This is a genomic window from Sphingobium sp. PAMC28499, from assembly GCF_004795815.1.
In the GTDB taxonomy this organism is placed as follows: domain Bacteria; phylum Pseudomonadota; class Alphaproteobacteria; order Sphingomonadales; family Sphingomonadaceae; genus Sphingobium; species Sphingobium yanoikuyae.
This window is the reverse complement of the sequence record NZ_CP039248.1, coordinates 1,738,790-1,764,230: the sequence shown is the minus strand read 5'-3', so window position 1 is coordinate 1,764,230 and position 25,441 is coordinate 1,738,790. Positions and strand designations below refer to the sequence as shown.

At 58.9% G+C, this 25,441-nt stretch carries 29 protein-coding genes and 3 pseudogenes; 14 read left to right on the top strand and 18 right to left on the bottom strand.

Annotated elements, in window-relative coordinates; genetic code table 11:
- Nucleotides 1-69 precede the first annotated feature (69 nt).
- The gene (locus E5554_RS08530) at nucleotides 70-675 is read right to left on the bottom strand and encodes a PRC-barrel domain-containing protein (RefSeq protein WP_136186538.1); all 606 of its coding nucleotides are present in this window, start codon (nucleotides 673-675) and stop codon (nucleotides 70-72) included.
- Between the two features lie 39 nt (nucleotides 676-714).
- Nucleotides 715-1,824 carry a DNA topoisomerase IB gene (locus E5554_RS08525; protein ID WP_097382296.1) on the bottom strand — a complete coding sequence of 370 codons (1,110 nt, stop codon included), beginning with the start codon at nucleotides 1,822-1,824 and terminating at the stop codon, nucleotides 715-717.
- Between the two features lie 142 nt (nucleotides 1,825-1,966).
- Between E5554_RS08525 and E5554_RS08520 the strand changes: the two genes are divergently transcribed.
- From E5554_RS08520 to E5554_RS08510, 3 genes are read left to right on the top strand one after another with little or no spacing between them, the layout of a single operon-like run.
- Complete coding sequence (locus E5554_RS08520; RefSeq protein ID WP_136186537.1) at nucleotides 1,967-2,254, top strand: CsbD family protein; 288 nt, start codon at nucleotides 1,967-1,969, stop codon at nucleotides 2,252-2,254.
- A 16-nt stretch (nucleotides 2,255-2,270) separates the two neighbouring features.
- Nucleotides 2,271-2,819: a cupin domain-containing protein gene (locus E5554_RS08515; protein ID WP_136186536.1), complete on the top strand. Its 549-nt coding sequence runs from the start codon at nucleotides 2,271-2,273 to the stop codon at nucleotides 2,817-2,819.
- Entirely contained in the window at nucleotides 2,816-3,013 is a 198-nt protein-coding gene (locus tag E5554_RS08510; RefSeq protein WP_072895967.1) for a helix-hairpin-helix domain-containing protein, read from the top strand. Before E5554_RS08515 ends, E5554_RS08510 begins: the two co-directional genes overlap by 4 nt.
- A gap of 14 nt (nucleotides 3,014-3,027) precedes the next feature.
- Here E5554_RS08510 and E5554_RS08505 read toward each other — a convergent pair whose 3' ends face one another.
- A complete protein-coding gene (locus E5554_RS08505; RefSeq protein ID WP_136186535.1) occupies nucleotides 3,028-3,483 on the bottom strand; it encodes a hypothetical protein in 456 nt (151 codons plus the stop codon).
- Nucleotides 3,484-3,582: 99 nt separating this feature from the next.
- Here E5554_RS08505 and E5554_RS08500 point away from each other — a divergent pair, with 99 nt between their 5' ends.
- Nucleotides 3,583-3,990 (top strand): response regulator, encoded by a 408-nt coding sequence (locus E5554_RS08500; protein WP_072895963.1) that lies wholly within the window; start codon nucleotides 3,583-3,585, stop codon nucleotides 3,988-3,990.
- Between the two features lie 27 nt (nucleotides 3,991-4,017).
- On the opposite strand, the gene E5554_RS08495 is transcribed toward E5554_RS08500, so the two are convergent.
- Entirely contained in the window at nucleotides 4,018-4,635 is a 618-nt protein-coding gene (locus E5554_RS08495; protein ID WP_136186534.1) for a YbhB/YbcL family Raf kinase inhibitor-like protein, read from the bottom strand.
- Between the two features lie 11 nt (nucleotides 4,636-4,646).
- A complete protein-coding gene (locus E5554_RS08490; protein ID WP_136186533.1) occupies nucleotides 4,647-5,204 on the bottom strand; it encodes a type 1 glutamine amidotransferase domain-containing protein in 558 nt (185 codons plus the stop codon).
- Nucleotides 5,205-5,463: 259 nt separating this feature from the next.
- On the opposite strand from E5554_RS08490, the gene E5554_RS23005 reads away from it, so the two are divergent.
- The 3 genes and pseudogenes from E5554_RS23005 (at nucleotide 5,464) to E5554_RS23000 (ending at nucleotide 7,860) form a co-directional block, all read left to right on the top strand.
- Nucleotides 5,464-5,610, top strand: coding sequence for a hypothetical protein (locus tag E5554_RS23005; protein ID WP_168708693.1), 147 nt, complete (start codon nucleotides 5,464-5,466; stop codon nucleotides 5,608-5,610).
- A 118-nt stretch (nucleotides 5,611-5,728) separates the two neighbouring features.
- A pseudogene (locus E5554_RS08485) lies at nucleotides 5,729-6,686 on the top strand (IS630 family transposase).
- Nucleotides 6,687-7,722: 1,036 nt separating this feature from the next.
- A complete protein-coding gene (locus tag E5554_RS23000; protein ID WP_168708692.1) occupies nucleotides 7,723-7,860 on the top strand; it encodes a hypothetical protein in 138 nt (45 codons plus the stop codon).
- Nucleotides 7,861-7,916: 56 nt separating this feature from the next.
- Here E5554_RS23000 and E5554_RS08480 read toward each other — a convergent pair whose 3' ends face one another.
- The 3 genes from E5554_RS08480 to E5554_RS08470 all read right to left on the bottom strand — a co-directional run bounded on the left by E5554_RS08480 (nucleotide 7,917) and on the right by E5554_RS08470 (nucleotide 10,617).
- Nucleotides 7,917-8,468, bottom strand: coding sequence for an opacity protein (locus tag E5554_RS08480; RefSeq protein WP_072895952.1), 552 nt, complete (start codon nucleotides 8,466-8,468; stop codon nucleotides 7,917-7,919).
- 381 nt (nucleotides 8,469-8,849) lie between these two features.
- The gene (locus E5554_RS08475; RefSeq protein WP_136186532.1) at nucleotides 8,850-9,287 is read right to left on the bottom strand and encodes a PilZ domain-containing protein; all 438 of its coding nucleotides are present in this window, start codon (nucleotides 9,285-9,287) and stop codon (nucleotides 8,850-8,852) included.
- A gap of 397 nt (nucleotides 9,288-9,684) precedes the next feature.
- The gene (locus E5554_RS08470; protein ID WP_168708691.1) at nucleotides 9,685-10,617 is read right to left on the bottom strand and encodes a PAS domain-containing protein; all 933 of its coding nucleotides are present in this window, start codon (nucleotides 10,615-10,617) and stop codon (nucleotides 9,685-9,687) included.
- A 385-nt stretch (nucleotides 10,618-11,002) separates the two neighbouring features.
- On the opposite strand from E5554_RS08470, the gene E5554_RS08465 reads away from it, so the two are divergent.
- Nucleotides 11,003-11,680: a type 1 glutamine amidotransferase domain-containing protein gene (locus E5554_RS08465; protein WP_136186530.1), complete on the top strand. Its 678-nt coding sequence runs from the start codon at nucleotides 11,003-11,005 to the stop codon at nucleotides 11,678-11,680.
- Nucleotides 11,681-11,856: 176 nt separating this feature from the next.
- On the opposite strand, the gene traA is transcribed toward E5554_RS08465, so the two are convergent.
- A complete protein-coding gene (traA, locus tag E5554_RS08460) occupies nucleotides 11,857-14,754 on the bottom strand; it encodes a Ti-type conjugative transfer relaxase TraA (RefSeq protein WP_136186529.1) in 2,898 nt (965 codons plus the stop codon).
- A 172-nt stretch (nucleotides 14,755-14,926) separates the two neighbouring features.
- On the opposite strand from traA, the gene E5554_RS08455 reads away from it, so the two are divergent.
- Complete coding sequence (locus E5554_RS08455) at nucleotides 14,927-15,253, top strand: conjugal transfer protein TraD (RefSeq protein ID WP_136186528.1); 327 nt, start codon at nucleotides 14,927-14,929, stop codon at nucleotides 15,251-15,253.
- On the top strand, nucleotides 15,159-15,494 hold the full coding sequence (locus E5554_RS08450) for a conjugal transfer protein TraD (RefSeq protein ID WP_136186527.1): 336 nt from the start codon (nucleotides 15,159-15,161) through the stop codon (nucleotides 15,492-15,494). The genes E5554_RS08455 and E5554_RS08450 overlap by 95 nt, the downstream gene beginning before the upstream one ends.
- Here E5554_RS08450 and E5554_RS08445 read toward each other — a convergent pair.
- From E5554_RS08445 to E5554_RS08420, 5 genes and pseudogenes are all read right to left on the bottom strand, one after another.
- Nucleotides 15,495-15,746, bottom strand: a pseudogene (locus E5554_RS08445) (nucleotidyltransferase); the annotation flags it as partial.
- A 489-nt stretch (nucleotides 15,747-16,235) separates the two neighbouring features.
- Nucleotides 16,236-16,514, bottom strand: a complete 279-nt coding sequence (locus E5554_RS08435) for a hypothetical protein (protein WP_136186526.1) — start codon at nucleotides 16,512-16,514, stop codon at nucleotides 16,236-16,238.
- A 221-nt stretch (nucleotides 16,515-16,735) separates the two neighbouring features.
- Entirely contained in the window at nucleotides 16,736-16,987 is a 252-nt protein-coding gene (locus tag E5554_RS08430) for a hypothetical protein (protein ID WP_136186525.1), read from the bottom strand.
- Nucleotides 16,988-17,757: 770 nt separating this feature from the next.
- The gene (locus E5554_RS08425; protein WP_072895675.1) at nucleotides 17,758-17,940 is read right to left on the bottom strand and encodes a hypothetical protein; all 183 of its coding nucleotides are present in this window, start codon (nucleotides 17,938-17,940) and stop codon (nucleotides 17,758-17,760) included.
- A 679-nt stretch (nucleotides 17,941-18,619) separates the two neighbouring features.
- Nucleotides 18,620-19,042 (bottom strand): annotated as a pseudogene (locus E5554_RS08420) (MobA/MobL family protein); the annotation flags it as partial.
- A gap of 20 nt (nucleotides 19,043-19,062) precedes the next feature.
- Between E5554_RS08420 and E5554_RS22995 the strand changes: the two are divergent.
- Nucleotides 19,063-19,227: a DUF6771 family protein gene (locus tag E5554_RS22995; protein ID WP_168708690.1), complete on the top strand. Its 165-nt coding sequence runs from the start codon at nucleotides 19,063-19,065 to the stop codon at nucleotides 19,225-19,227.
- 17 nt (nucleotides 19,228-19,244) lie between these two features.
- On the opposite strand, the gene E5554_RS08415 is transcribed toward E5554_RS22995, so the two are convergent.
- Genes E5554_RS08415 through E5554_RS08405 form a run of 3 tightly spaced genes read right to left on the bottom strand, consistent with a single transcriptional unit; the run spans nucleotide 19,245 to nucleotide 21,367 of the window.
- The gene (locus tag E5554_RS08415) at nucleotides 19,245-20,174 is read right to left on the bottom strand and encodes a HEPN domain-containing protein (protein WP_136186524.1); all 930 of its coding nucleotides are present in this window, start codon (nucleotides 20,172-20,174) and stop codon (nucleotides 19,245-19,247) included.
- Between the two features lie 60 nt (nucleotides 20,175-20,234).
- A complete protein-coding gene (locus tag E5554_RS08410; RefSeq protein ID WP_072895669.1) occupies nucleotides 20,235-20,483 on the bottom strand; it encodes a hypothetical protein in 249 nt (82 codons plus the stop codon).
- The gene (locus E5554_RS08405; protein ID WP_136186523.1) at nucleotides 20,480-21,367 is read right to left on the bottom strand and encodes a zincin-like metallopeptidase domain-containing protein; all 888 of its coding nucleotides are present in this window, start codon (nucleotides 21,365-21,367) and stop codon (nucleotides 20,480-20,482) included. Before E5554_RS08405 ends, E5554_RS08410 begins: the two co-directional genes overlap by 4 nt.
- 535 nt (nucleotides 21,368-21,902) lie before the next feature.
- Between E5554_RS08405 and E5554_RS08400 the strand changes: the two genes are divergently transcribed.
- The gene (locus tag E5554_RS08400; RefSeq protein WP_136188298.1) at nucleotides 21,903-22,136 is read left to right on the top strand and encodes an AlpA family phage regulatory protein; all 234 of its coding nucleotides are present in this window, start codon (nucleotides 21,903-21,905) and stop codon (nucleotides 22,134-22,136) included.
- Nucleotides 22,137-23,242: 1,106 nt separating this feature from the next.
- Entirely contained in the window at nucleotides 23,243-23,734 is a 492-nt protein-coding gene (locus E5554_RS08390) for a hypothetical protein (protein ID WP_136186521.1), read from the top strand.
- Here the strand turns inward: E5554_RS08390 and E5554_RS08385 are convergent.
- Nucleotides 23,711-24,535, bottom strand: coding sequence for an IS5 family transposase (locus E5554_RS08385; protein WP_125990377.1), 825 nt, complete (start codon nucleotides 24,533-24,535; stop codon nucleotides 23,711-23,713). The genes E5554_RS08390 and E5554_RS08385 overlap by 24 nt on opposite strands.
- Before the next feature lie 38 nt (nucleotides 24,536-24,573).
- Between E5554_RS08385 and drt3a the strand changes: the two genes are divergently transcribed.
- Nucleotides 24,574-25,440 (top strand): antiviral reverse transcriptase Drt3a, encoded by an 867-nt coding sequence (drt3a, locus tag E5554_RS08380; protein ID WP_136186520.1) that lies wholly within the window; start codon nucleotides 24,574-24,576, stop codon nucleotides 25,438-25,440.
- The last annotated feature ends 1 nt before the right edge of the window (nucleotide 25,441 follow it).

Below are 25,441 nucleotides of genomic sequence, written 5' to 3'. Positions count from 1 at the left end.
TCGCAATCACGCGCATTGAATGTGTGAGCTACCGCAGTCTTCAGGAAGGTGCGCTGGAGACGAGATGCGTCAGGCGCTGGATTGGCCGGGAGTGTGATGCCGAGGCGGGCTTGCAGGCCATTCGTCATCGACGATCGAGTCTAGCAGGTCGAAATCCTGCAACGACAAGGATAGCCGCAACTCCTCGCAGTCGAACTGGACGGCGTCGGCTGGAACGGCGCGCAGCGTCTCCTTCACACCACCGACGCCACCGCTCGACACGACCACATAACTGACCGTGCCGGTCCCGCATTCGAGCAGGGCTTCGACCGATTTGCCAATATGCCGTCCTTCGCGCGATAGCACGCGCATGCCGGCAAAGCCGGTGGCAGTGAACAGGGTTGGCGAACCCGAACGTCGGCTCGCCGTCTGCGCCGCCTTGCCGCCATCTTCATAGACGCGCTGGCGACCAAGCCAGCGCCAGATTCCGACGCCGTTGACGAGCGTCAGGAAGGCGTTGGTAGCGACGAGGTTGGTCTGGCCGCTCGATAGACCAACGATCGACCAGCCGACAGACCCGATCGTAAAGACCACGAAACCCCATCCGGTGATCCGTGCACCGAGATTGGCGGCGGTCATCATCGCGGCGATCATGGTGGCGGCGGGGGCCACCCCCCCAGCCAGGTCAGCGATCATTGGGGCTCCTCCTCATCGAAGCGAGTTTGACCTCGATTGCTATGCGGCCACGTCCTTCGCCTTGGCGCTTAGCCGCTCGTGCAGGAAGGCGAGTACGACAGCCTCTTCCGGGCGCAGGTGCGCAAGATCCCCGCGCAGTTCCTTGGACGCCTCGTCGCGTGCCTCCAGCACCAACGCGTCGCTGAGGTAACTTTCGAACACTTCGGGATGGATATAGCATTTACGGCAGACTGTTGGGGTGTTGCCGAGTCGTGCCGAGACCGCTTCGATAGCCTCGCGGACGTTGCGCTTGGCTGCTGCGGCGCTATCGACCTTCTCATATTCGGAAAGCGCGATGGCGGCGAGGACGGTGCCGCTCCACGTCCGGAAATCCTTGGCGGTGATGGCCGTGCCCGAGATTTCCTTGAGATAGGCGTTGATGTCGCCCGAACTGACCTCGCGCTGAGCGCCATCTTCATCGAGATATTGGAACAGATGCTGGCCTGGCAGGTCCTGGCTCGCCTTGACGATCCGGGCGATACGGCGATCGCGGATGCTGAGCCGCCACCGCTTGCCGCTCTTGCCCTTGAAGTTGAAGCGCAGTTCAGCACCTTCGACCGCGACGTGCCGGTCCTTGAGCGTCGTCAGGCCGTAACTCTTGTTCTGCTTCGCATAATCGGCATTGCCGACGCGGATCATGGTTGTTTCCAGCAGGCGAACGATCGTCGCGAGCACTTTCTCGCGCGGCAGACCGCGCAGGCCCAGATGCTCGTCGATTTTGGCGCGAATCGCCGGCAGCGCCTTTGCGAATTCGAGCATATGCTCGTACTTCGTACCGTCGCGCACTTCGCGGAATCGCGCATGATAGCGATACTGCTTCCGCCCCTTGGCATCCCGGCCGGTCGCCTGAATATGCCCGTCCTCGCCAGCGCAGATCCACACATCAGTATAAGCGGGCGGGATGGCAAGCTTGCGGATGCGATCGAGCGTGTTGCGATCGCGCAACGGCTTTCCGCCCTGGTCGACGTAGCGGAAGCTCTTACCGTGTCTAAGCCTTTTGATGCCCGGTTCGTTGTCGTTGACATAGGTCAGCCCGGCGCTCTCGGCGGCCTCTTGCGGGTGGACAACGGAGCCGCTTTCGCTGTCGGCTATGATCGGTTGTGATGCCATCACCGCAAAATCTCAGATGGCGGCAAGTAGTTCCCCCACGACAATTTTAGGCTTCTGGTGCTTTTGCGTCGCTTGGATCTGCACCGTCCCGGACATTGGGCGTTCTGTGAAAGTTGAGCCTGGTCATTCGGGAGCGAGTGCGATGAAAGAAGACAATCTGGCCGGCGAGAGGCGCGACATCGTCGGTAAAGTCAAGGAGATGGCTGGCGACGTGACAGGCGATCGTTCGCTGCAGCGTGAGGGCCTTTCCGATCAATTAAGCGGCAAGGTGGAGAAGGTGGTCGTTGCAGCTAAGGACGCGATCGCTGCCGACGGCGAGCCGCTGCTCGACAAGGCGCAGCGCTTCACCCGCAAGCGACCGTTGGCGTCAGCCGCGCTGGCGGGCGTCATCGGTCTCGCATTGTTGAACACGTTGCGCGGCAAACGCTGATCCGGGAGCTACCGAAATGGCGTTCAGCAAGGACATGGCGAAACTCGCCAAGGCGAACAGCTTTTTCCGGAAGGAAGTCTATCTCGACAAGAATATCCAGATCGTCCTGATGAGCCTCAAGCCGGGCGATGATATCGGCGAGGAAACCCACCGCGCCGATCAGACGACCTATTTCGTCGAGGGGACCGGCAGCGCGGTGATCGACGGACGCAGCAATAAGGTCGCCGCCGACCACATGATCGTGATCCCCCAGGGCGCCAAGCATAACATTATAAACAAGGGCACGACGCCCCTAGAACTGTTCTCGGTCTATGCGCCGCCTACAGAGAACCCCGGCGTCAAGCACAAGACCAAGGCCGACGCGGAGGCGGAGGCGGAGGCGGAGGCGGAGGCGGAGGCGGAGGCGGAGGCGGAGGCGGAGGCGGAGGCGGAGGCGGAGGCGGAGGCGGAGGCGGAGGCGGCCGAAGAAGGCGTGGTCACCAAGATTGTCAAAGTGGCGAAGGAAAAGCTGACCCGGGCGGCGTCTGCAAAGCCGAAGCACGAGCCGGCGGCCAAGCGCTCGTGAGCAACGGCAAGCTTGACATCAACGCCGCTACCGCCGAGCAAATCGACGCGGTGCCTGCGCTGGCGGGGCACGGCTTCGAAATCGTTCGCTATCGGGAAGAGCGCGGCAGGTTCGACGCCCTGCGGCAGCTCGACGAGGTGCCGGGCCTCGCGGGTAAGCTCGACGACGCCGATCGTGCGCTGCTAACGGTCTGAACCGGAGGACGCGCTTATGGCTTGGCGAGGCGTCGAGCGTTTGCCGTGGCTTTGGAATGGATCGGTGCCAGTGTTCCGGTCGGAAGCATGGCAAGTGTGGTCGCGATCTCAAGATTGCGCTCGACGATCTTCGTCCATTCGGACCAGTCGAGCCATCCGCCGCCCGTCAGCCTGCCGAGCGCTCGTGCATTGGCCTCACTCGCACGGCGGACGGTTTCCTGGGCGGAGGAGATTGTTTTCTGCGACGCTCCCAACGCGCTCGTTTTTTCAGTGACCATGCGGGTAAGCTCGCTATGATTGGCAGTGAATGGGTTGGTCCATGCGGCCGCGATCATCGGCATGCGCGCGTCGATGACGGTGCGTGCGATTGTCATCGTTTCCACCCAATCGCTGGCCAGTCGCACGGCGGTAAGCGGCCACATCCACAACACCATTCCGCTCTCGATCGCTGACGCCATCATGGCCTCCATATTGCTGCATTGCAACAACGATCAACGAGCGTTTCGGTTCTGCCACCACCAAATGAAAGCGAAGCAAGAACTTTTCGTTGTCTCAGGGATTTTTGGCCAATGACTTTATCGACCGACCCCTACGCCCTCGTCGTCGATGACGACGCCATGATCCTCATGCACGCGAGCGATATTGTCGAGGAGGCCGGCTTTCGATGTCTAGAAGCATCGACAGGTGATGAGGCAGTCGAAGTTCTGAAAAAGCACGGCGGTAGTATCACGCTCTTGTTTACCGACGTCGAAATGCCCGGATCTATGAACGGGTTCGCGCTCGCCCGCCATGTCGCCACACACTGGCCCGATGTCGAGATCGTGGTGGCGAGTGGGCGAATGTCTCCAGCAGACGGTGACATGCCGCACAAGGCAACCTTCATCCCCAAACCGTTCAGCGCCGACCTCGTACACAACCATTTGCGCGAGAAACTGCCGGACGGGAAGAAGCCCGAACCGCTTAAACAGGCCGTTTAGAGCCTTTCGGGCTAGCCGACCTCGGCGCTATCCGCCAACGACCGGCGCGCCTGCCAGATCGGCGGACGGCGCTACATCCCGCGAATAGGTGCCGACCAGTACGCCGACGGCGAGAACGGGTGTCGCGCGCAGCGCGTCGAGAACCACTCCACGACCGGGATGCGCGCCCAAGTTGGGCGCTCCGCCGAGCGCGTATAGCTGGAACACATAGTCATGTTCGCCATGTCCGGTCGGCGGATCGGGCGGAAGCCATCCGCTGGCGAGGTAGGAATTGCGCCCGATTGCAGCGCTGCCGACATCGCCGTCGGCCAGCGCGCCTTCCGCCAGACTGTGCTGCGCCGGTTCGATGCCCCAAAGGATGGCATGAATCAGCGGATTTGGAGCCGGCGCGTCGGGGTCCTCTACTACGAGCGCCAGCATCTGCGTCCCGGCGGGCGGCGCGTCCCATATCAGGGGTGGCGACACCCCGGCCCCGTCGGCCGTGAAACGGTCGGGTAAGCGCCCGCCTGCGCCGAACGCCGGGCTCCCAAGATCCAAACGCGCGTCAGGCGCAGCGATTTCGGGATCGGCGATCATCAGACCGGCATGGCCGGCGCGGACGTTGCGAAGCGCGGAGCCGAGCCACGCGGGCACATGTTCAAGCATAATGCTTTTCCTCAGGCGTCCGCTTGCCGACCTTCGGCGAATTCTTCAACGAGCTTCGCGCAGAATGCCGGCAGATCGTCGGGCTTGCGGCTGGTAACCAGGCCCTCATCGACGACCACCTCTTCATCGACCCAACTGCCACCGGCATTCTCGATGTCGGTGCGGATGCTCGAAAAGGAGGTCAGCCGGCGTCCATCGACGACATCAGCCTCGACCAGCAGCCAAGGGCCGTGGCAGATCACCGCGACCGGCTTCTTCTGGTCGAAGAACGCCCTGACGAAGGCGACCGCTTCTTCGGCGGCGCGCAGCTTGTCCGCCCCGACGCATCCGCCTGGGATGATCAGGCCGTCGAACGCGTCGGCGGAGACATCGGCGAAGGTCTTGTCGATCGGATATTCGCCGCCCGGGTCGAGGTCCTTGTTGTTGGTCTTGGCCGTGCCGCTCTCCAGGCCAATGACTGTGACATCTGCACCTGCTTCCTCGACCGCCTGCTTGGGTTGGACGAACTCCGGCTCTTCAGTGCCGCGCGGCGCGATCAGGATCGCTATAGACTTGCCTTCAAGGGTCATCTGCTGCCTTTCTATTTGCCTGCCGGCGGATCCAAGCTGGTGGCGCCGACCTTCGGATGCCGGCATCCACCGGGCTGGTATCCATAACTGATTGGCCGGCGAAGCCGTTCCAGCGGATCGCGAGGCTCTGCCGCATGAAGCGCTCACAGCGGCATCCGCAATCCTTGCAGCGTTGATGGGCCGAAGTGAGCCAAGAGGCTTTTTCGATCGTTTGATGTTCAGGCGCCGCGCAGGCGCCAACTATAGAGGAGAGGATTGCATGACCGAGAAGAGGGGCAAGGGCAGCGAGACCGCGAAAAAGGCGAACGCTAAGGCCGCGACGGAGGGTAGAAGCAATCCGCGCAAATCTTCCGCGGCTCAGGCCGAACTCAGCAAAAAGGGTGGCAAGAAAGCATCGCACTCTTGATGTCGTTGCGACCTCCCAAGCCGAAGCATGTTCGGTACTTAAAGCATCGCGCTTGAAATAGGAATCTGGGGATTCCCAGTGGCTTCAGAATGTGATTCACCTTCATTGGAGGTGGACCATGGGGAAATCCTATTCAGCCGATTTACGGGACCGGATCGCCGATCACATTGCATCGGGGCAATCACGTCGCTCGGCATCCCGTCATTTTGGAGTGAGCGCCAGTTGCGCGGTGAAGCTGGCGCAGCGCGTGGCGATAACGGGATCATCGGCACCTGCCCGGAAAGGGCGTCCGCCCGGTGATGGCAAGCTGGCACCGCATATGGCGGTCTTGATGAGATGGGTTGATGCCGAGCCGGATATCACCATGCCCGAACTGTCGGCGCGACTTGTCGCGGCAACTGGCGTTCGCGCCCATCCCGCCTCGCTGTCGCGTGCGCTGCTCAAGGCCGGCTACAGCTTCAAAAAAAACGCTGCTGGCGTCGGAATGCGGACGCGATGATGTTGTCCAGGCGCGCAGGAACTGGCGCGTCTATCGGCAGCCCAGCTTGCGCAAGGCACCGCATCGATTGGTCTTCATCGACGAGACGGCGACCACGACGAAGATGACAAGGTTGCGGGGACGGGCACGCCGTGACCAGCGCCTGAAGGCGCGAGCGCCCTTTGGCCACCGGAAAACCCAGACCTTCATCGCGGCACTGCGCTGTGACGGTCTGACTGCGCCATGGGTCATCGACTGCCCCATGAACCGCACGACCTTCGAAACCTTTGTCGAAACTCAACTCGCCCCGACCCTCCAGCCGGGTGATGTCGTCATTCTCGACAATCTCTCCAGCCACAAAAGCGAAAAAGCCAGCGCTATCCTCAAGGCACGGGGCGCTTGGTTCCTCTTCACGCCGCCCTACAGCCCCGACCTCAACCCGATCGAAATGGCTTTCGCCAAACTCACGGCCCACCTTCGCCGCACAGGTGCAAGGACCATCGATGCCCTATGGTAGGCCATCGGCAATATATGCGATCTCTACACCCCGGAAGAATGTCGGAACTTCATAAAAGCCGCTGGATATGCATCCGATTAAAAGCTCGATGCTCTAAGAAGGGCGTGTGGCCGCGATCTTAACCAGCCAACAATTGCTCCAGTTCGACTGCGCCCGAATTGCAAACTGGTTGTTTCCGCACGAGCGAGGCCCGAAGCCGGTCTCCTACGATCGCGCTTGAGGGACGTCGAACCATAACTTCAGGGTTACGTCACGTATCGTTTGGTGATCTTGAGACCGCTACCGACCAGAAGCTGACGCTCCTAATTCCTCCCCGAGCTTGCCTTGAGGAGGTGGCACGTGCGTAGCGCCTGACGGAGGGGCAAGTGCTTATTAGTGCTGCGCTATCTGGCCTGTGCCCATCCACCACTCGCTGCGCGAGCGGTCCTCCTCCCCGCGAAGGGAAAGAATGCCTTGTCTCCCCCCGTCACCGCCATTCTAGCTTCGAATCTAGCAAGGGCAAAAGCGGACAGACGGGACTAGCGCGACTTGTTGCGCCATTCATCCCATCAAAGCGCCGGGATGGGTGGTTCGCGGAAAGTCAGCTTATGGACGACGGCCTCCCGACCGCTATTCCCATCTGCGACCGATCGCCAGCATCGGAAGAGGACCGGCAACTATCGCCCACTGCTGAGCGAAAACTCAACATGCCGTAACCGGCCAATCGTGGGCGTTCATTGACCAAACTTTGGCGCTACGGGAATGACGGATGTTGGATACGAACCTGCCACAGCTCGCCACGATCGCCAACAGCGGGGTTGTCCCAGCCCCGGCCATAACCAGACTGACCGCTCTTTGACGCGAGACTCATCAAATCCAACGGCTTAGATGCGCATCTTAGTCGAAATTCGTCGTGATGCCGGATATCTCTGTGCCACCTCTATTCAGATTGGTGCGCCCACCGCTTCCCGCCAGCCTATATGTTTGCGTACAAATCGCGTGGATGGTTTGCTGACTTGTGAGGGTCTTTCGAGTTCAAACGAAACATGCTGAAGCGTCGCCGGTTGGCTAAGCTTAGGGCTGATAGGAGAGATCCATCTCCCCCGAACCGATGCCACCCGACAATGATAAGGCTGACATGCAGGGCACGTCGATGGCCGATCTGCCGGGCACGAACCTCGAGACCATAGACGTGGGCGACGCAAACACCAATGAGCTTGTAGACGCTCAACAGGAAGCCGCAGAGAAGCACGAACAGCAAGGCAGCTATCAATAGACATGATGGCCTCTTCAGCGATTGTCGCTGACGAGGCCATCATCGTCACATAGCTTTTAGAAATGGAAAATCACACCAGCCATGGGACGGAAGCTGTCCCAATCATAGGTGTCTACCTGCACACGCAGGCGCACGCCGCTGTTGCCCGTGATACCGCCAAGACCGATTTCCTTGGGACCGACCTCAACGCCAGCGCCGTACATCCAATCCTTACGGTCGGGCCAGCCGCCCTTGCCATTCACCCACTGATAGCCAGCCGACGCATAGATCATGCCGCTTTCGCCAGCACGAGCGCCGAAGCGACCCTTGACGCCGTATTCCCAGTCGATGTCGCTAAAACCTTTGGTGGCATTGCCTTCAACGCCTACAAAGACCGGCCCAAGCGGGACATTGACGCCCGCAATACCGCTGATCAGCGCGCCATTCATGATCGTTTCACCAGGGATGGCGCCGAATTCGGAACCACGATCAAAGGTGTGGTAACCGCCAAGCACACCGACATAGGGCTCAACACCAAAGGCGTCGGTGCCATCAGGCGCTGTATCCTGCGCGGAAGCGATTGCGGGTACGGCAGCGAAAATGGCTGCGGCAGCGAGAAACTTCTTCATACGAACCCCTGTTTGTTTAGATTAGGTGGATCGCAGAACCTGCCGGCTAACGACGAGTTGCACAGAAATGTCATTAAATTGAGAAAGTTGCATATATGCAACTCCCATTTCAGACGGAACCATAGCGATTGGGCTTCGTATTGTGAGGGCAAGCGGCGCCCCCTCCCTTGCGGTCTTCATAGCCTGCCCGCCTCCGGCCTGCCGGGGGCGGGTTTTTGATAGGCCGGCTTGGTGTGACGAAAATTTCCTCCTGTCTCAGCAGTCAGGCTGCGGAAGAAGTGTCGTTGCGAGAGCTGCACTTCGATGAACTTCGTTCAACCCGCCAGTCGATTGCTAGAGTGTGCGCTTCGGTAGCAATTGCGCAGCGGCTCGCGAGGCCATTCAGCAACCGTCGAGCGGCCGAAGCTGGCTGATCGTTCCGATCGGCTTTACGCCATAGCCCAGCGGCCTGATGGAATGCTGACGTATGAAGACCGCAGGATCGACATCATGTTCAAGCAGCACGCCACACTTCTCGCCATCTGCCCAGATGATCGACGCACAAAGCTCGACCTGATCGACGACGATAGTCACCGGCGTGCCGACTGGTGGAAATTCAAATCCTTCCAGCTGCGCGCCGTAGATCGACATATTTTTGATCGTGGCAAATTCGTAAAGGCCAGCCCAATTGACCGTGCAGTGTATCTCGACAGACTCGCGTGGGCTGTGGCGGCGCTCCGAGGTACAGGCAAGTGCGTTCAGCATCATCTCTATCCTGTCGGTCCCCAATAAAAGACCGATAGGCCGCAAAATGGTTCCCAAGCTCATCTGGATCGCCATGTGACCCGAGTGGCGCCTCAATCCAAGCTGTGACCTGTGACCACATGGAGAGGAACTCCCCGACTAGTGGAGCACCTCCTCGTCAATGACTAGCGTCCGAGCCGCCGAATGCCTGGACGAACGGCCCGCCGATCCTGAAACGTGTGAGCCGACACTCCATCGCTGCTGCGCTGCGTCCAATCACCGTCGGCAGGATTGACATCATATTTAAGCAGCACGCCACACTTCTCGCCATCCGCCCAGATGATCGACGCACAAAGTCGACCTGATGGATAATTGCCGTTACGATCAAAAAATGGTGCTTGGCTTGGTTATCTACACTGCTGGTGCTCGCCGAGCCGTATAGACCCAACCATCTATCAGAATGTTCAAATGATATTAAAGCAGTGCTGCAAATTCACGCGGTGGCCTTGATGCTCCTTGTAATCATTGGCGCCCCGAAATCCGCCTTTAGGGTGAGCTTTGCGTCCAAACCATTTGGCTTCCAGACATATTCTATCGCGCCGCCTTGCATAACCATTACTCGGCTAATCAAACGTAAGCCATGTCCGCTGTCTCGCTCTGTCATGTCGACATGTGCCCGCGAGGTTTCCGACCATGTGAGTGACAAGACGCCTTCAACCCAGTGCCCAAAAATGAGGATCTTACCGCCATACTCCAGGGCGCCATGCTTAGAAGAATTCAACGCCAGTTCCGCAAGAACCAATGATAAAGTGTTAGCCCAATGTGCGGATACAGATGTATCCGGGAGGCCAGTCAAATCCAGACGTACCACATCCTGTCGAAATGGTGCGGTCACTGCGTTAATTAAATCTCGAAGATTACATGATTTACTTTCAATCATGAAAGCTTCCTTCGCACGGCCCATTGCACTAAAAAGCTTAATCATGGGCTCGGCAAAATCCGATCTGACTGGGTTTCCAACGCTGTACTGACGAAGTGTCGCGCAAACGGTAGCGTAGGTATTGGATAACTGGTGTCGAAGATATTCTGTCGTGACGATCGCATCATTGAGGATCATTTGATTTTCTGTCACGTCTCGCGAGATTGCCAAAAAGCCACCATGTGAGCCGTTGGTGTCCAAAACCGTTGAAATGCTAACGTCCCACCAGCGCGGATTCCCTTTCGCCGTAGGACAAAAAGCTCTGAATTGAACTGCGTCGCCGAATTTGGCCTGGTCATATGCGGCTTCTATTTTATCAGCAGTTTCGGTTGGCCAGAAGCTGGACCAACGCTTGCCCTTTACAGTCGCAAAATCGTCGATCTCCATCGCGCAACGGCCATTGGGATTCATGTAAAGGATTTGACCTTCAGGGTTTATCAGTTTCACGCAATCGACGCTTTGATCCAAGACGTTAGCTAGAGAAACAGGCGAAAGCGCTATCGGGAGGTCATCCATTTCTGAATCGTACCACGCATGCTGAAGGGGAGAATCGATCGGTTAACGCAGGTTAGTAGAATTGGTTGCTCAGGTCGCCAACCTCTTGCAACCAGCATTCAATATCACCGAGCCATTCAAATTTGCGCCGCTTCAGACCTTATGTCTGCAAAGACCCAATCTTACCGATGGCTCACCGGACAGACGATGCGAGCGTTACGGCGAATGGCAGGTCACCCTTGAAACCACCCGGCTTGCGGAGCGCTGAAACACTTCCATGACTTCCTTCCGTCTTCGGCGCCTTGTTACGCCGGACGGACAACACAGGAGATGACAGATGAAGATCCTGATGGTCCTGACAAGCCATGATGAACTCGGCAACACGGGCAAGAAGACCGGCTTTTGGCTAGAGGAGTTCGCAGCTCCCTATTACACCTTTCTCGACGCGGGTGCCGACATCACCGTCGCTTCACCTGCTGGCGGCAAGCCCCCGCTCGATCCAAAGAGCGACCTGTCCGAATTCCAGACCCCCTATACGGAGCGCTTCAAGGCCGATCCGGAGGCCCAGCAAGTTCTGGCCAGCACGGTGATGCTGGAAACGGTGCGGGAGGCCGATTTCGACACGGTGTTTTATCCCGGCGGTCACGGCCCCCTATGGGACCTAGCTGAAAGCGACACGTCGATCGCATTGATCGAGAACTTTGCTTCCGCAGGCAAACCTGTCGGTCTTGTGTGCCATGCGCCCGGCGTGCTGAAGAATGTAAAAGCCGGTGATGGCGATCCCTTCGTCAAGGGGCGTACCGTCACTGGCTTCACCAACGGTGAAGAAGCTGGCGTGGAATTGACTGATGTAGTCCCCTTTCTGATCGAGGACACCTTCATCGCGCAAGGCGCTGATTACCGCAAAGGTGCCGATTGGAAGCCTTTCGTGGTGCAGGATGGAAAGCTAGTGACCGGGCAAAATCCGGCCAGTAGCGAGGATGTTGCCAAGGCTCTGATCGCTATGCTCGCTTAACCAGCATCTGACGCTGGCTAAACATGGCAGCGTCAGATCATCTCCTGTGCCCAGGTCGAACTTTGCGAGACCTTCAATCTGACACGCAACCAGCGTGCCATCGGTTCCCGACGCACAGCATCAAAAGCTTCTGCGGGATCATCTTCTTGGGGGGCTGTTTGGGTCATGACTGAAGCCTAGAGCCCAAGGCCACGGCCTAGCGAGCGGCCGAGATGCCGCTGGAGATCCTGCGACAGCGATTGGCCGCTTTGGGAGGACAGACCGAGCTCTTTGGTGCGATTGCGCAGCAGCGACTCCAGCTGTGGATCGCGCTCCAGCCCCTTGGCCATGCCCGCCATCGCTTCGCGCACCTTCCCGCTTGCGCTATGGTCGCCACTGCGGCTGAGCGCCTGACGCTGGCTGTCGCTGCTTTGCCAATCGGCAATGAAGCGATCTGCGCGCTGCTGGCCAGCGACACGCATGTCCCGCTCCACCTGCATCTGCCTGATGGCATTGCCACTATGCCCGGCGGCCGCTTCATGGACGAGCCCGCGGTCCTTACCAAAGGCAGCGCTCAGATCCTGCGATGCCTGGGGGCGCAGCGCATCGAGCGCGTCGCGCGCCCGCTGGGCAGCCTGTTGCTGCTCGATCAGCGGCTCATAGCCCTGGGCGCGCATGGCCTGCTCTTGCTGCAAGGCCTTGGCATAGTCCTGAACCGCCTTGTCGAACGAGGGCATGGCCGGTCGCTGGTCCAGCGGCGCGGCATTGAGCTTCAGCCCGGCGAAGATACTGCGCTTTGGCTGAAGCGGGGGCTCGGCCTGGGGTTGATGCGGTGGCTGGGGCTGGGCCTGCTGCGGTGGCTGTGGCTCGGGTTGGGGCTGCGCCAGGCTCGCCGGCTCCGGCCCGCGCCCATAGTCCGATGCCATATCCTTGCCACGCTCGCGCTCGAGCGTGCGCACGAGCTTTCCCTGATTGGCAAAGTCATCCTTGCCATAATGAAGATTGACGGTTTCGCGGTGACGCGAGAGCGCGACATAGCTGGCATGGCGATCGAGCCCTGGGGTTGCCAGCACATGCACCTTGTCCACCGTCATGCCCTGCGCCTTGTGGATGGTGGCGGCATAGCCATGATCGATATGGGCATAATGTTTGGTGTCGAAACCCACTTGGCGCCCATCATCGAGCGATACCCGCATGTGCGCCTTGTCGACATGGGCGATGGTGCCGAGCGTTCCGTTCTTCACCCCAAGGCTGCGCTCATTCTTGAGGAACATGATCCTGTCTCCGTCGGCAAAGCTTCGCGCGCCGCGCTCGACAGTGAGGCTGACATCCCTGCCCAGTTCCCCAGCCCGCTGCAGTTGCTCACGCGCCGCCTCGTTGAGGCTGCGCACCTCGTCATTGGTGTGGGTAAGGATGATGCGGCTGGCTTGTGGGTCGGCGATGCGATCGCGGTCCCACCGCTCGATGAGGTCACGCCGCGCATCCTCGCGCGTCTCGGCGGCATGGACATGACCATGGTCGCCATAGGCGGCGATCGCCTCATGGGTGCGACCGGTCGCCAGCGCCCTGGTGGCCTCGCGCTGCCAGTCGTGCGCCTGCCGGCGGATCGAGCTGATCTCGACGCTGCCATGGCGCTCGGCAATGGCGCGGAACGAGGCACCGGCCTCGATCGCCTGCAGCTGCTGGGGATCGCCGACCAACACGACCTTGGCACCATGCGCCTCCGCTTCCTGGAACACTCTCTCCATCTGACGCGTGCCGATCATCCCTGCCTCGTCGACCACCAGGATCGACCTGTCGGTCAGACGCTCGCGATCCTGCGCCCATTGATGCTCCAGGCTTGCGATCGTGCGCGAGGCTATGCCCGACCCGCTTTCCAGATTTTCCGCAGCGATGCCCGAGAGCGCAGCACCGCGCACATCATAGCCGGCCCGCTCCCAGGCATCGCGCGCCACGCCCAGCATCGCGCTCTTGCCGGTGCCGGCATAGCCGATGACATTGCTCAGCCCCTTGGCGCTGGTCACATGCTCGAGCGCGCCGCGCTGTTCGGCCGAGAGGTCGAGCCCGCCTGCGCTGGCCTGTGCCAGCGCCCGTTCGACATGGCGATCGGCCAGCCCATGATGGCGCCGCGCGTCGAGGGTGGCGGTGGCCTTTTCCAGCCGCTGTTCGGTCTCCAGCATCGCGCGGGAGGTGAACCGCGCCTCCCCTCGCCCATCCTTGCCCAGCGCCACCAGATCGGGCGAGGCTTTGACCGCCGCCATGACCCGATCAAATTGTTCCTTCCCCTCGCTATGGCGGTGAACGAACATGGCAAGATCACGAGTGGTGAAGGTCGCCTGATTGTGGGTGATGCCATCGAGCGCAATGCCCGGATTGGCGAGGATCTTCTCGCCATTGGACCGGGCGATCTCATGATGCTCTTCGATCCGCTCGCTGACTTGGCCCGCTTCCCCCATGCGCGCCGCGGCCGGGCCGATCTTGTGCTGGGGCTCGAGATCAATGCCCTGGGCTTCCAGGCTGCGATGATCGATGCGTGCATCGATATCTAGAGCAGCCAGGCGCTCGTTCACATGCTCCGCCCAGGCCTCGCGCCAATGGCTGAGAAGCTGCGTGCTGTTCCAGTCGCGCACCTTGGCGCCAAAGCCCTCTGGCGTCACTTCGCGCAAGGTCAGCATCACATGGGCATGGGGCTTGGCCAGTCCATCGGCGCCGATATCCCAATGGACGTTGAGATCGGCGACCATGCCGACATCGACGAACTCGCGCTGGACGAAGTCGCGCGCCAGGGCGATGCCCTCAGCCTGCGACATTTCTCGGGGGATGGCGAACTCCACTTCACGCGCCAGCTGCGCGTCCTTGCGGATCTCGGCGGCCTCGACATCATTCCACAGCTGCTCGCGATCGCGCCATTGCTCTGGCGCGCCATCGGGCAGCATCACTTCGCTGTGGACGACGCCGGCCTTGTTCGAAAAGTCATGATCGCGCCCGAACAGCATATCGAACAGCGATGAGCCTGAGCGATAGGCGGCCGAGGCGACCGCCGAGCGGCCGGCGGCGCGCGAGATGACTTTGACCGAGAGATGGTAGATCGCCATGACGGCCCACCATTTACACCTCAAGCAGCACGTCGGCACGACGTATAAGCGCGCCCTCAAAAGATTTCATCAGTTTCGGGATGACGAGATCCCAGGAAATTCCAGCGCATTGTGACTGATCGAGACGGTCGATAACGCCGGGGGTCTGACACCAACAGCGAGGCCATATTCCATGCGCAGACCACGGGACTATGACGCAGAGCTCAAGGCTCTCACCGACAAGGCACGACAACTTAAAGCCCGCAAGCAGAGCCAGCTGGGCGAACTGGTGATGGCAACGGGAGCCGATGGGCTCAGCGCCGAGGAACTGGCCGGCGCATTGCTTGCCGCTGCCAGCACAACCGAAGCCCCTAGGCGGGAGGCGTGGCGCAGGCGGGGCGCGACCTTCTTTTCAGGGCAGCGGCATGATGCTGGCGCAGGCGCTGGCGACCAGCCGGGCAGCACTGCGCCGGGTGACGGTCGCGCGCCATCGCCTGCAGCTGAGCCAGGCGCGGCATGATCGGCGGGACTGGCAGATGAAGCGGCGCGAGCGCACCCGGCATCTGATCGAGCTTGGCGGTCTGGTTGTGAAGGCTGAGCTGGTCATACTCACCGATGATGATCGCGCGGTGATGCTCGGACTGCTTGGTGAAGCGGCGGCGCGATTGCGCACTGATGAGCGCGAACAGCTGCTGTTGCTCTGGCGCCGGCGAGGCCAGCGCATGTTTGCGAGCGATGCATTGGCTGGAAAGCCTGAATGATCAGGCGATAACGCCGGCGGTGCGCTTCAACTCAGCGATGCGTTCACCGCAGACTTCATGCACGACCCGGCCCAGCTCCGCGACCTGTTTGCCAAGCCAGCTGAGTTCCTCTTCGCTGATCTTATAATGCTTGGAATAGCGGGCCTTCACATAGGCTTCCTTCAGCTTCTCGAACCGCGCTCGATCCACATGGCGCTCGCTCGGCCAGACATAGGCCAGCCGCCGGTCGATCCGTTCGGCTTGGGTGCGTATGCGAAGCGGCGGGCCGCTTGATGGGCGCGCTCTCCCCGATCCTGCGCGGCGAGGAAGATTGTGGGCTGCCATTCGTTCTTGACGGACGGGAAAATCCAGTTCCTGGCCGACATCACGCATGAACTCGCCGGTCAAACCGTTCCTCTGCCCATATCCAAATGAGGGGACGACTGATGGGTTTGGGCAAGGTCACGCGCGGGGCGGGCAAAGTGGGGGCAGGCGTTGGAGGCGCTGGGCTAAGTCCTGACCACTGCAAAGGCCCTCGACCGGGCGATCAAGCGTTCGACATCAGAAGGTTCGGATGATGAGAACGGCACCGCCCAGAATGGAGACGCTTCAGAAAAGCCATTCGAGCGGACCTAAAGGATCCGCATCCCAATCACGCCATTCACTAAGCATGCGACAATCCCCCGATTGCCCCTGACGCGCGCCGCGATGACGATGAATCGCGCCAGGAGCAGAATCAATATACCAACGGATCGAGAGTATTCAAACCGGCGGACTGATATCCGACCAGTGTGTGGGAGCAATGACCGGGAATTTACCAGTGGGAAGCCCGCCGAAAGCAAGACACCAGTACTCAACGCCGTCCGAATTATCCCATGCTGCGACGGACACTCCTAACTGGTTCCAAAGCAGCATCGGCCGGCCGTCCTTCCTATCTTCCGGTAGGAGTTCCATTGCCTGCCACGGAATGAGGGAAACGGAATTCATGATCACCTCGCTTCTCAGGATTAAGGCTGGGAGCGCTTGCGGTTTGTCGATCAAGGAAAGGTGAGCCCGACGCGGCCGAAAATTTGCGGACCTTCGGGAGTTCGTGCCGGGCTCAAGTCTCGGGTAGCAGCGCTTCATGAGTAGCGCCAGACCCATCACGAGAAGGTGTTCCTGACGCGCGCCGCTATGACGTTGAACCTCGGCAGGAACGCGCGGATAGTATGGATGTCGGCAATCCAGATCAAGCGTGACGTGCGGGCCTTGTGCAGCTCAAATTAACGCTCCTCACTCGCAGGCCTCGGTTTAGAAGCGCTATCGATTGCTCGAATTTGGTTGATCAGCGCTGATCTCAGCGTGTCTGGGTTGTCCGGAAACTCCGCTTTCAATTCCGAAATGACCAACTCGACCGCTACATTCAAAAATACCGGGCGAGCAACAGCACCTGTTGATAGCGAACCAAAAAACTCAGCATATTCGCGCGCATGCCGCTGGAATAATTCATCAGAGTTGCGGGTTGAATGAACCATGGCCACGCCCCCTTTCCAAACCCGGATGGATAGTCTTGCCAGAAGTATTGCTCAGCGCAATCCGTAAAAATGCCCCGTAGCAAGCAGTCGCGAGTGAGCCGAGGGGGGGCAGATCGACAAGCCAGAAAGGGCAGCAGAATGCCTAAGACGATACTCTTCAATTCTGATCAGTTCCGGAAAGAAGGCTCAGAAATTGAGACCTAACGGCCCACCTGAGAACCTCTCAGGTGGGCCTTGCAGCTGGTTGGGAGCCAAACCCCAACGGCTTCGATTTAGAGATTTACGGCTCATATTTCTGTAACGATCATAGTTAATGGCAGGCCCAAAAATTGTTCGTGCCCGAAACTATGGATGTCCCGATCTGCTAAGCGGCATGAGCGCAAGGTGTGGTGCCAAAACCTGACGGCGTGACGTTTGGGGAAAAGCATAAGCCAAGCGACCCCATCCAAATCCCGACAGGTCGCACAACTTGTAAGATAAGGATGGGGTCTCCGCGTCAAGGACGGGCTGCGACCTTCACGACAGATGCCGCTCCACTAATCGTTAATTACAACATTGTAAATTAATCGAAATTAAGATTTTCGGTCTTGATGCAATAAACCTCGATCGGATGCAGGCTGACAAGAGGTTCGGTTGCAGAATTGTGGCCACTACGAAAAAGCCCCGCTCGATCGCTCGGCGGGGCTAGTGTGGGAGGGTGACGAGCAAGGGGGCTTCGTCACCGGCCGCTAAAGCAGGGTTATGTTACGACGATGTGGCAGATCAAACGTCTAGGCCAATTCAAGATTTTTGTCCTGGTCAGCATCGGCCTCCATTGAGCGAACGTGCTTGAGATAGTTGGCCGCCAGAGCGAGATGAACCCGCTTGGCTGACGGGTCGCTGGTCATGTTGGCTTTCCGGATCTCCGTCCTCGCACGGCGCTCATAATAGGCTTTGTCCGAAATTCTGCGCATTTTGCTCCTCCTTGAGTTGAACAAAAGCGACCTCGTTAGAAGGGCGCCATCCCAGGCTGCGAACCTTGGGACGCCCGGAATTTACCAAAAAGCCAAACGATTCTTCAAGGGGACTTTCCACGAAAAGGCCCCGCAGCGAATGATCGCGCGGGGCCAGTCCGGGGAGGGTGACGAGGTAAGGGCCTTGTCACCATCTCCACAGCATGTTTCGGTTGCGGCTTGATGGCAACAAGTAAAAAGCCCCGCTCTGATTGCTCGAGCGGGGCCTAGTCGAGAAGGTGCAAGCAGCGTGGCAAACTTGCTTTGCTACTACACCCGTAAACTGTGATCGTTCCACAAAAACCCGCTGCGAGCTGGTCGGGCGGGGTTTGTAATCTGGGTAATGTTGAGCTGCGGTGGAAGCCAGATGCTCACCGCCGCTAGCTATTCAGCCGTCACAAACTCTGCGTTGCTCATTGTTCGCCTCCCGGTTCTGGAAGCTCTTATGACATCGCAGTCGACGAAAGCGCCAGCCTGCTGATCTTTCAGCCCGGTTCAATTGCTGAGCCGAAAGGCTTATCACAGCGGACCTACGTCATTCCGACGGGAAGCGGCTTTAAAAAGGATCTCATTTCAGCGAGTGTCGTCCCGCCGTTGAAAAGTTCAGGGGCGCGCGTAAGGTTAGATATCAATCTCGGATCAGCATCACATGGGCATGGGGCTTGGCTAGTCCATCGGCGCCGATATCCCAATGGACATTGAGATCGGCGACCATGCCGACATCGACAAATTCGCGCTGGACGAAGTCTCGGGCCAGGGCGATGCCGTCAGCCTCCGGCATTTCTCGGAGAATGGCGAACTCCACTTCGCGCGCCAGCTGCGCGTCCTTGCGGATCTCGGCGGCCTCGACATCATTCCACAGCTGCTCGCGCTCGCGCCATTGCTCTGGCGCACCATCTGGCAGCAGCACTTCGCTGTGGACGACGCCGACCTTGTTAGAGAAGTCATGATCGCGCCCAAACAGCATATCGAACAGCGAGGAGCCTGAGCGATAGGCTGCCGAGGCGGCCGCCGAGGAGCCGGCGGCGCAGGTTCGCGGCCGATGCATTGCCTCAACAGCCATGACAGCGCATAGGCGCTGCCATGAGTGAACAGATGCAAGCCGCCATTCTCGCCGTGATCGAGCGCGCGCCGCAGTGGATCAGGCAGGACCTGACGTCGAAGGATCCGGCGGCCCGCACCCGTGCGGAAGAGTCGCTGGCGATGATCCTTGCCGACGCCATCAGAAAGCAGGCCGAACAGCCTTAATGATCAGGTCCAGGTGATCAGGCGATAACGCCGGCGGTGCGCTTCAATTCAGCGATGCGTTCGGCGCACACTTCATGCACGACCCGGCCCAGCTCCTCGACCTGTTTGCCAAGCCAGCTGAGTTCCTCTTCGCTGATCTTGTAATGCTTGGAATAGCGGGCCTTCACATAGGCTTCCTTGAGCTTCTCGAACCGCGCCCGATCGATATGTCGCTCACTTGGCCAGACATAGGCCAGCCGCCGATCGATCCGCTCGGCCTGGGTGCGCAAGAAGCCAAGGTTATGCACGTGCGGCGTATAGAAGGTGCAGACCAACAAGACGCAGTGGTAGAGGCTCTCCGCTGATTGATGCAGTAGGAAGGCGGCTTCCTTAGTGAAGCCCTGGTCGGTCGCATCTTTTGAGAGTTTGAATTTCCGCAGGGATGCCGGAAACCACTCGTCGGAATATTCCTGCGCCATGGCCAGCGCCTTGTCGGGCGTCTTGGGCTTTGGCGTGTGCAGTTCCTTGTCGTCGCTCTCGTAAAGCGCGATGCCATCTTTGGCGACGTCCATGAAGAAATAGCGGCCATGGGCAAGGCCATCATTCACTTCCTGCAGGGTGTGGACGATGAAGTTGACCGGGGTCTTGAGCGTGGCGGTGATGCCATATTCACGCATCAGCCGCTCATCGACCCCAAGCCAATATTTGACGCGATCGGTCAGCCGCTGGTCGTTGACGATGATCAGCAGATCATAGTCGGACTTGTAGCCCTTGGCAGTGTGCGGCTCATCGACCCAGCTGCCACGGGCATAGCTGCCATAGAGGATGATCTTCTGGATGCGGCCCTTCTTGCGCCAAGCCTGGGTGGCGAGCGCCAGCCCGTCCTCGAACTCCTCGAAGATGATCTGCACGACGCGCGCCAGTTCGCGCTGCTTGTCGGCGGGAAGATGATCGAGATCGTTACGCATGGCATAGCCACCCTGTCGGACCGATCGCCCGATGGCAAGCCATCGGGCGCGGCGGGTTGATCATAGACGATGGGAAAGCCGTCGCCACCAGGGCTCGGGCTCGTACAAGGTCCGCAGGAATATGCGCAGTGCTGCGGCAAATTCGGCCTCGGCCTGCTCGGCGCTGATGCCGTGCCGCTGCGCAAGCTGGGCATAGCTAAGATCCTCCATACGGATATCGAAGAAGATGGTGCGCTGAAGTGCGGTCATGCGGCGGAGCGACCGGCGCCCGCGCCGCAGAAAGACGCGCAGGGGAAGCTTGTCGGTCATGCCGCTGCCCCTTCCATGCCCAGCAGATAATCGGCCGCCTTGCTGGCCGCGCTTGCCGCCTTGAAGATCGCCCGCTCATCCTCGCGCAGGACGGCAAGCCAGGAGCCGATATAGTCGCTATGCCGGACGGTGGGCACGATCCCCAGCGACGCGCAGGTAAAAGCGCTGGCCATCTCGGCAACCAGTTCCTCTTTTGCATAGAGCGCTGTGCCGAACCCGCCCGACTGATCGCGCGCCAATCGGCTGCGATGGCCCGTCCAATGACCCATCTCGTGAAGTGCCGTGCGAAACCAGTTGATCGGCTCATGGAAAGCCGTCTGAGGCGGCACCGCGACATAATCACCGGACGGAGAATAATAAGCCTCGCCGCCGCCGACGCGGAAGTCCGCGCCGCTGTTGCGGATGAGGCTGTCGGCCTCGGCGATCGACACCAGTGGCCCGGGAAGGTCAGGCACATGGGACAAATCTTCGGGCAGCCCATCGCACTGGTCGACGTTGAAGACGGTAAAGCGCTTCAGGAACGCAATCGTCCTGGCCTCGCGATCCTCTTGGCCCGCGCGCTCTTCCTCGGCCTTGGGAATGAACCGATCCGCATAGCAGATGACGCTGCCCTTCTCGCCCTTGCGGACATGGCCGCCAGCCGCCTCGGCCTGCCGATAGGTGAGCCAGCGCTGTCCGGTAAAGCCGCGCTCGATCACGGTGGCCCACAGGATCAGAATGTTGATGCCTGAATAGCGCCGCCCGGTGACGGCATTGTGCGGCATGGTGCAGGGACAGGCGCTGCTGTCCCAGGGCTTCACCCAGGGAAGATGCCCCGCCTCCAGTTCCGCGATGATCCGGGATGTGACTTCGCCATAAATGCTCTGACGCTCGGTATTACCCATGTTCCTTACTCCTTCTTCACACCGCAACCGGCGCCGGAAGGGCGAAGGCGGGTGGCAGGAGCGGTCCATCAGCGCCGCCGGGAGCGGCGGCCTGCACCCGCAGGGCCGCAATGGACATGGAGGACCTCGGCGCAGCCGGGGTTGCAGGACGCCGAGGCGGGGCTAGGGACAAGCGACGCCCGCCTTTGCCCGTCCGATGCCGGAGGCCAACGCCATCGCGCAAAGCGCGATGACCGCATGGCGGGACGCAGCGCCGCCCTGACCCGAATCAGATGCTATGCGCGCGGCCCGCCGCGCGCGCCGCAGCCACCAAATCAATCAGCTCAAAACGTCTCAGCCGGCAGAGCCGGCGAGGCATCGGCCAGACATCATCAAATTATTTTGATGGCCGTTTTTGCGCCTGGGTGCGCCTCGGCTTGCCGGGGTTCGACAAGGCAGGATCTCCCAATTCTCAGGCGGTTGACGCGCGGCAACCGCCCAATAATCCTCGGGATCAGGCGCGCTCATGTCACCACTCAAGAGATGGAAAACGACCATGATCTCTCAGCCACCCGATCGCATAATCCGGCTCAATACGGTCCTCGACCGGACCGGGCTCAGCCGGGCGAGACTCTATCGCAAGGTCCAGGCCGGAACCTTTCCCAAGCAGGTCCGTATCGCCACGCGCTGCATGGGATGGCGAGAATCCGCCATCAACGACTGGATGCGCAATCCCATGTTCTGGACGGTCGAGGATGCCGACAAGCGGCAAAACACGCCGTCATTATAAGGTCATCGATGCCCATCACATCAAGCCTGTCGCTCCCCTCCCCCTCGGAGCGGCACCTCCCTGAACTATGGTCCTGCCGGGAGATTTTTTCCGGCCGGATTACTTTTATCAGTTTGGGACGGGTTTCAGTGGGGCTGCTAACGGCAAGAGATGGGACTTTCCCGACAGTCGCCTTTGGAACGCGGCCGAAGCGATAGAAGACGCCAGAACCAAGCTGGCAGTCCGGTCCTGAATATTGAAAAAGGCAATGCGCTCATTGCGTACGGTGCATTACAAATTACGCCTTCCAGGCGTGCGTCCCCGATGCCTGGTGCGCTCGGAATGTCGGCCTGCACGTTGATAGATCGTTGGCCTACGCCAATGTCACCGCGTTCGGCTGCGAATGCGCTGAGACAGTCCGCTTGACGCAAATTCTGGCGCCTTACTGGAAGTGGAACCGACGCCACCTGATTGATGGCGTCCACCCGGAAGACGGCGGTTTCACGAACGATCAGGTTCGGGCGCTGGTGTGTGCACTGCTGGATCATGTGTGCCATGTCACGGGCCATCGCGATCGCCCGGCAATGAGGTCATGACATCCGCCTCCGGCACCGAGTGCCTTTGGAGGGGCGTAAAATATGCCGAGCCGATTGTCGAAATAGCCTGGGGAGACCGGATTATTCCGCGGCGGCTCGGCATAGTTCGCCGTTCGGCATAGAGCCCTAAGACGCATAATCTGAATCGGCTTCGCGCGTTGACGGAACAGTTAGAACCCGACCTCCGGTCGGTATGGACGAATGAAAACCGGCTTCAAAAGCGCGCTTATAATCTACTTCGTGAGGCATACATCAAGGCTCGCTATTCTCGCGATTATGAAATTTCTGGCGAAGAATTGGCATGACTCTCTGAGCGGGTGAGTATCTTGCGGGAGCTTGTCCGTCAGGTGGGGATCGACCGCTTGACCAGCCTGGAACAGCTTGACCGTTAAAATCGCGGGAAGTGCAAACAGGGAGCGGCAACTTGCTGCATCACCTTCCTCGCGGAGCCCCGGCAGGATCATGAACATCAAAACACGGACAATCGCACGATAGAATTTCAATTCGGATGCGAACCGAATTGAATTATCAGTGAGCTTGCTTCAGAACTGCGGAATGTCAGCAGCCGCATTCAATCGATACTCATTTGCTCGTGCCCTTCGGGCGGGAGATTCATCCCGTTTCGGCGTGGATCTTAAAGAAGATAGAGAAGCAGAAATCGCCCGGGCGATCGAATGCGCAAGAGACCTAACTGGACTTACAGACTATGTAGACGTGACGGTCGCTGGAAAGTCGTGCGTCAGCTACAGCGAATATCCAATCACGCTGGTTCTCAGATCACTAGCAAACAACATAAAGTATAGAAATCATGTTAAGATGCCGAGCAGACAAGATATAGTGAAGGGCGTCATACAGAGCTTTAAAGATGCTACACCGATGGCCGCGCATAGAAGGGACATCAAAAGCTTCTATGAAAGCATTCCGCTTGACATTATCAAGGATCGCTTAATTGGCACAGCCACATTATCGCCATCTGCCACTAAGAGTCCGTTTGGAAAATCAGGGATGAGCGTTTCGGCGTAGTAGGTTTCCACCCATGGCGACGAGGATCATCGCCTGTGAGACGTCGATGCGCTTTTCGTAGTCGCGGACCAGACGGCGCCATCGGGTCATCCATCCGAAGGTGCGTTCGACGACCCAGCGGCGCGGAAGCACCTTGAAGCCCTGCTGGCGATCGCTTCGACGGATGACCTCCACGACAAAGTCGAGGTAGCTGGCCTTGTCCATGAGCTTGAGGCGATCATAGGCGCCATCGGCAAAGAGATGCTTCACCCACGGCCAGCGCTTGCGGATGCCATCGAGGATCGCCTGAGCGCCTGCACTATCGGAGATATCGGCGGTAGTGAGGTTGACCATCAGCAAGCGTCCATCGGTGTCGACTGCGATATGCCGCTTGCGACCGACGATCTTCTTGCCTGCGTCAAAACCGCGCTTTTCTGCGGAAGGCGCCTTGACCGACTGGCTGTCGATGACCGCCGCACTGGGGCTGGCTTCTCGCCCCTCACGTTCTCGGTCCAACATCAATTCGATGTCGTGGATCGTCTGGAACAGGAACCTGCGTGCCAGCTCCCGAAACCAGCCATAGACCGTCTGCCAGGCGCCAAAATGGATCGGCAGCATCCGCCAACCACACCCCGATCGCACCAGATAGCGGACCGCGTTGATCACTTCGCGGAAATCCACCTCGCGGGGACGGCCTCGACGACCCGGCTTGGGCATCAACGGCGCAAGGCGATCCCATTCCTCATCGGTCAGGTCACTGGGATAACGCTTCGTCTTCTTCGCAATCTGGGCCATCCGCCCCCGGCTCTGCTGCGTCCACATCCAGAGCCTGAATCACGCAGATACGCCTATGACAACCCCTGCCGCCGATTTCCCAAACAGCCTCTAAGGCACTTGAGTCATTTCTAGATGTACATTGTCACGGTCAAACGCATGGCGTCCCGCGCGGCCTTTCCATAAGTGCCGTTTTAGCTGAAGTTGCCATGCAAGAATTTGACAAACAGGTCAAATTGCATCCTTCAGTATATAGATACTTTAGGTTTTCCGATGATATGCTGATTTTCAGTTATGAAACTGACTTCGATCTAGATAAATTTTTGAATGAGATACTGCCGTCCGGCCTGTCGCTCAACAAGCGCAAAAATGAAAAAATAATATTCCGAAATCGGAAGAAGGATAAATCCTATCAGTCCATAGAGTATCTTGGATATGACTTCCATGTCTCTGAAAAAATCGAACGTGATACGCCAAATCCAAGGCAGATTTCCGTTTGCATCGCTGACAGTAAAATCAAAAAGATGAAATCTAGGATCATTCTTTCGCTAAAGGACTTTAGGAAAAATCCCGACCCCGCCCTTTTGGTCGATAGAATAAAATTTTTGACATCGAACTATAGCGTTCGACGTACCGGCATAAATGTGATTGGTCCTAAAAGGTCAGTTAGATCTGGTATATTTTTCAACTATAACCTTTGCAAATCTGCAGACATTCCTGAAGTTCCCGACTATAAGAAATCACTTAAGCATTTGGACGGATTTTTAAATAGTATAATTTTTTCACCAAATAGCGAATTTTTTGCGGCAACTTCTACAAAGCTGTCGCATTTACATAAACAGATGATCAAGGAATGCTCATTTTTAAAAGGCTTTGAAGTTCCAATGATGGCAAAATTCAAGCCTCAAAGAATTGGTGCAATTAAATCTGCGTGGGCATATGCAAGATACTGAT

What these genes read in the sequence shown, in the direction of transcription:
- E5554_RS08495 (WP_136186534.1), bottom strand. Translation starts at nt 4,635, where the DNA reads ATGCTTGAACATGTGCCCGCGTGGCTCGGCTCCGCGCTTCGCAACGTC.
- E5554_RS08475 (WP_136186532.1), bottom strand. Translation starts at nt 9,287, where the DNA reads ATGGCGATCCAGATGAGCTTGGGAACCATTTTGCGGCCTATCGGTCTT.
- E5554_RS22995 (WP_168708690.1), top strand. Translation starts at nt 19,063, where the DNA reads ATGAGTGAACAGATGCAAGCCGCCATTCTCGCCGTGATCGAGCGCGCG.
- E5554_RS08525 (WP_097382296.1), bottom strand. Translation starts at nt 1,824, where the DNA reads ATGGCATCACAACCGATCATAGCCGACAGCGAAAGCGGCTCCGTTGTC.
- E5554_RS08490 (WP_136186533.1), bottom strand. Translation starts at nt 5,204, where the DNA reads ATGACCCTTGAAGGCAAGTCTATAGCGATCCTGATCGCGCCGCGCGGC.
- E5554_RS08430 (WP_136186525.1), bottom strand. Translation starts at nt 16,987, where the DNA reads ATGGTTCATTCAACCCGCAACTCTGATGAATTATTCCAGCGGCATGCG.
- E5554_RS23000 (WP_168708692.1), top strand. Translation starts at nt 7,723, where the DNA reads ATGCAGGGCACGTCGATGGCCGATCTGCCGGGCACGAACCTCGAGACC.
- E5554_RS08455 (WP_136186528.1), top strand. Translation starts at nt 14,927, where the DNA reads ATGCGCAGACCACGGGACTATGACGCAGAGCTCAAGGCTCTCACCGAC.
- E5554_RS08400 (WP_136188298.1), top strand. Translation starts at nt 21,903, where the DNA reads ATGATCTCTCAGCCACCCGATCGCATAATCCGGCTCAATACGGTCCTC.
- E5554_RS08480 (WP_072895952.1), bottom strand. Translation starts at nt 8,468, where the DNA reads ATGAAGAAGTTTCTCGCTGCCGCAGCCATTTTCGCTGCCGTACCCGCA.
- E5554_RS08520 (WP_136186537.1), top strand. Translation starts at nt 1,967, where the DNA reads ATGAAAGAAGACAATCTGGCCGGCGAGAGGCGCGACATCGTCGGTAAA.
- E5554_RS08425 (WP_072895675.1), bottom strand. Translation starts at nt 17,940, where the DNA reads ATGCGCAGAATTTCGGACAAAGCCTATTATGAGCGCCGTGCGAGGACG.
- traA (WP_136186529.1), bottom strand. Translation starts at nt 14,754, where the DNA reads ATGGCGATCTACCATCTCTCGGTCAAAGTCATCTCGCGCGCCGCCGGC.
- E5554_RS08450 (WP_136186527.1), top strand. Translation starts at nt 15,159, where the DNA reads ATGATGCTGGCGCAGGCGCTGGCGACCAGCCGGGCAGCACTGCGCCGG.
- E5554_RS08385 (WP_125990377.1), bottom strand. Translation starts at nt 24,535, where the DNA reads ATGTGGACGCAGCAGAGCCGGGGGCGGATGGCCCAGATTGCGAAGAAG.
- E5554_RS08415 (WP_136186524.1), bottom strand. Translation starts at nt 20,174, where the DNA reads ATGCGTAACGATCTCGATCATCTTCCCGCCGACAAGCAGCGCGAACTG.
- E5554_RS08505 (WP_136186535.1), bottom strand. Translation starts at nt 3,483, where the DNA reads ATGGAGGCCATGATGGCGTCAGCGATCGAGAGCGGAATGGTGTTGTGG.
- E5554_RS08500 (WP_072895963.1), top strand. Translation starts at nt 3,583, where the DNA reads ATGACTTTATCGACCGACCCCTACGCCCTCGTCGTCGATGACGACGCC.
- E5554_RS08410 (WP_072895669.1), bottom strand. Translation starts at nt 20,483, where the DNA reads ATGACCGACAAGCTTCCCCTGCGCGTCTTTCTGCGGCGCGGGCGCCGG.
- E5554_RS08515 (WP_136186536.1), top strand. Translation starts at nt 2,271, where the DNA reads ATGGCGTTCAGCAAGGACATGGCGAAACTCGCCAAGGCGAACAGCTTT.
- E5554_RS08405 (WP_136186523.1), bottom strand. Translation starts at nt 21,367, where the DNA reads ATGGGTAATACCGAGCGTCAGAGCATTTATGGCGAAGTCACATCCCGG.
- E5554_RS08465 (WP_136186530.1), top strand. Translation starts at nt 11,003, where the DNA reads ATGAAGATCCTGATGGTCCTGACAAGCCATGATGAACTCGGCAACACG.
- E5554_RS23005 (WP_168708693.1), top strand. Translation starts at nt 5,464, where the DNA reads ATGACCGAGAAGAGGGGCAAGGGCAGCGAGACCGCGAAAAAGGCGAAC.
- E5554_RS08530 (WP_136186538.1), bottom strand. Translation starts at nt 675, where the DNA reads ATGATCGCTGACCTGGCTGGGGGGGTGGCCCCCGCCGCCACCATGATC.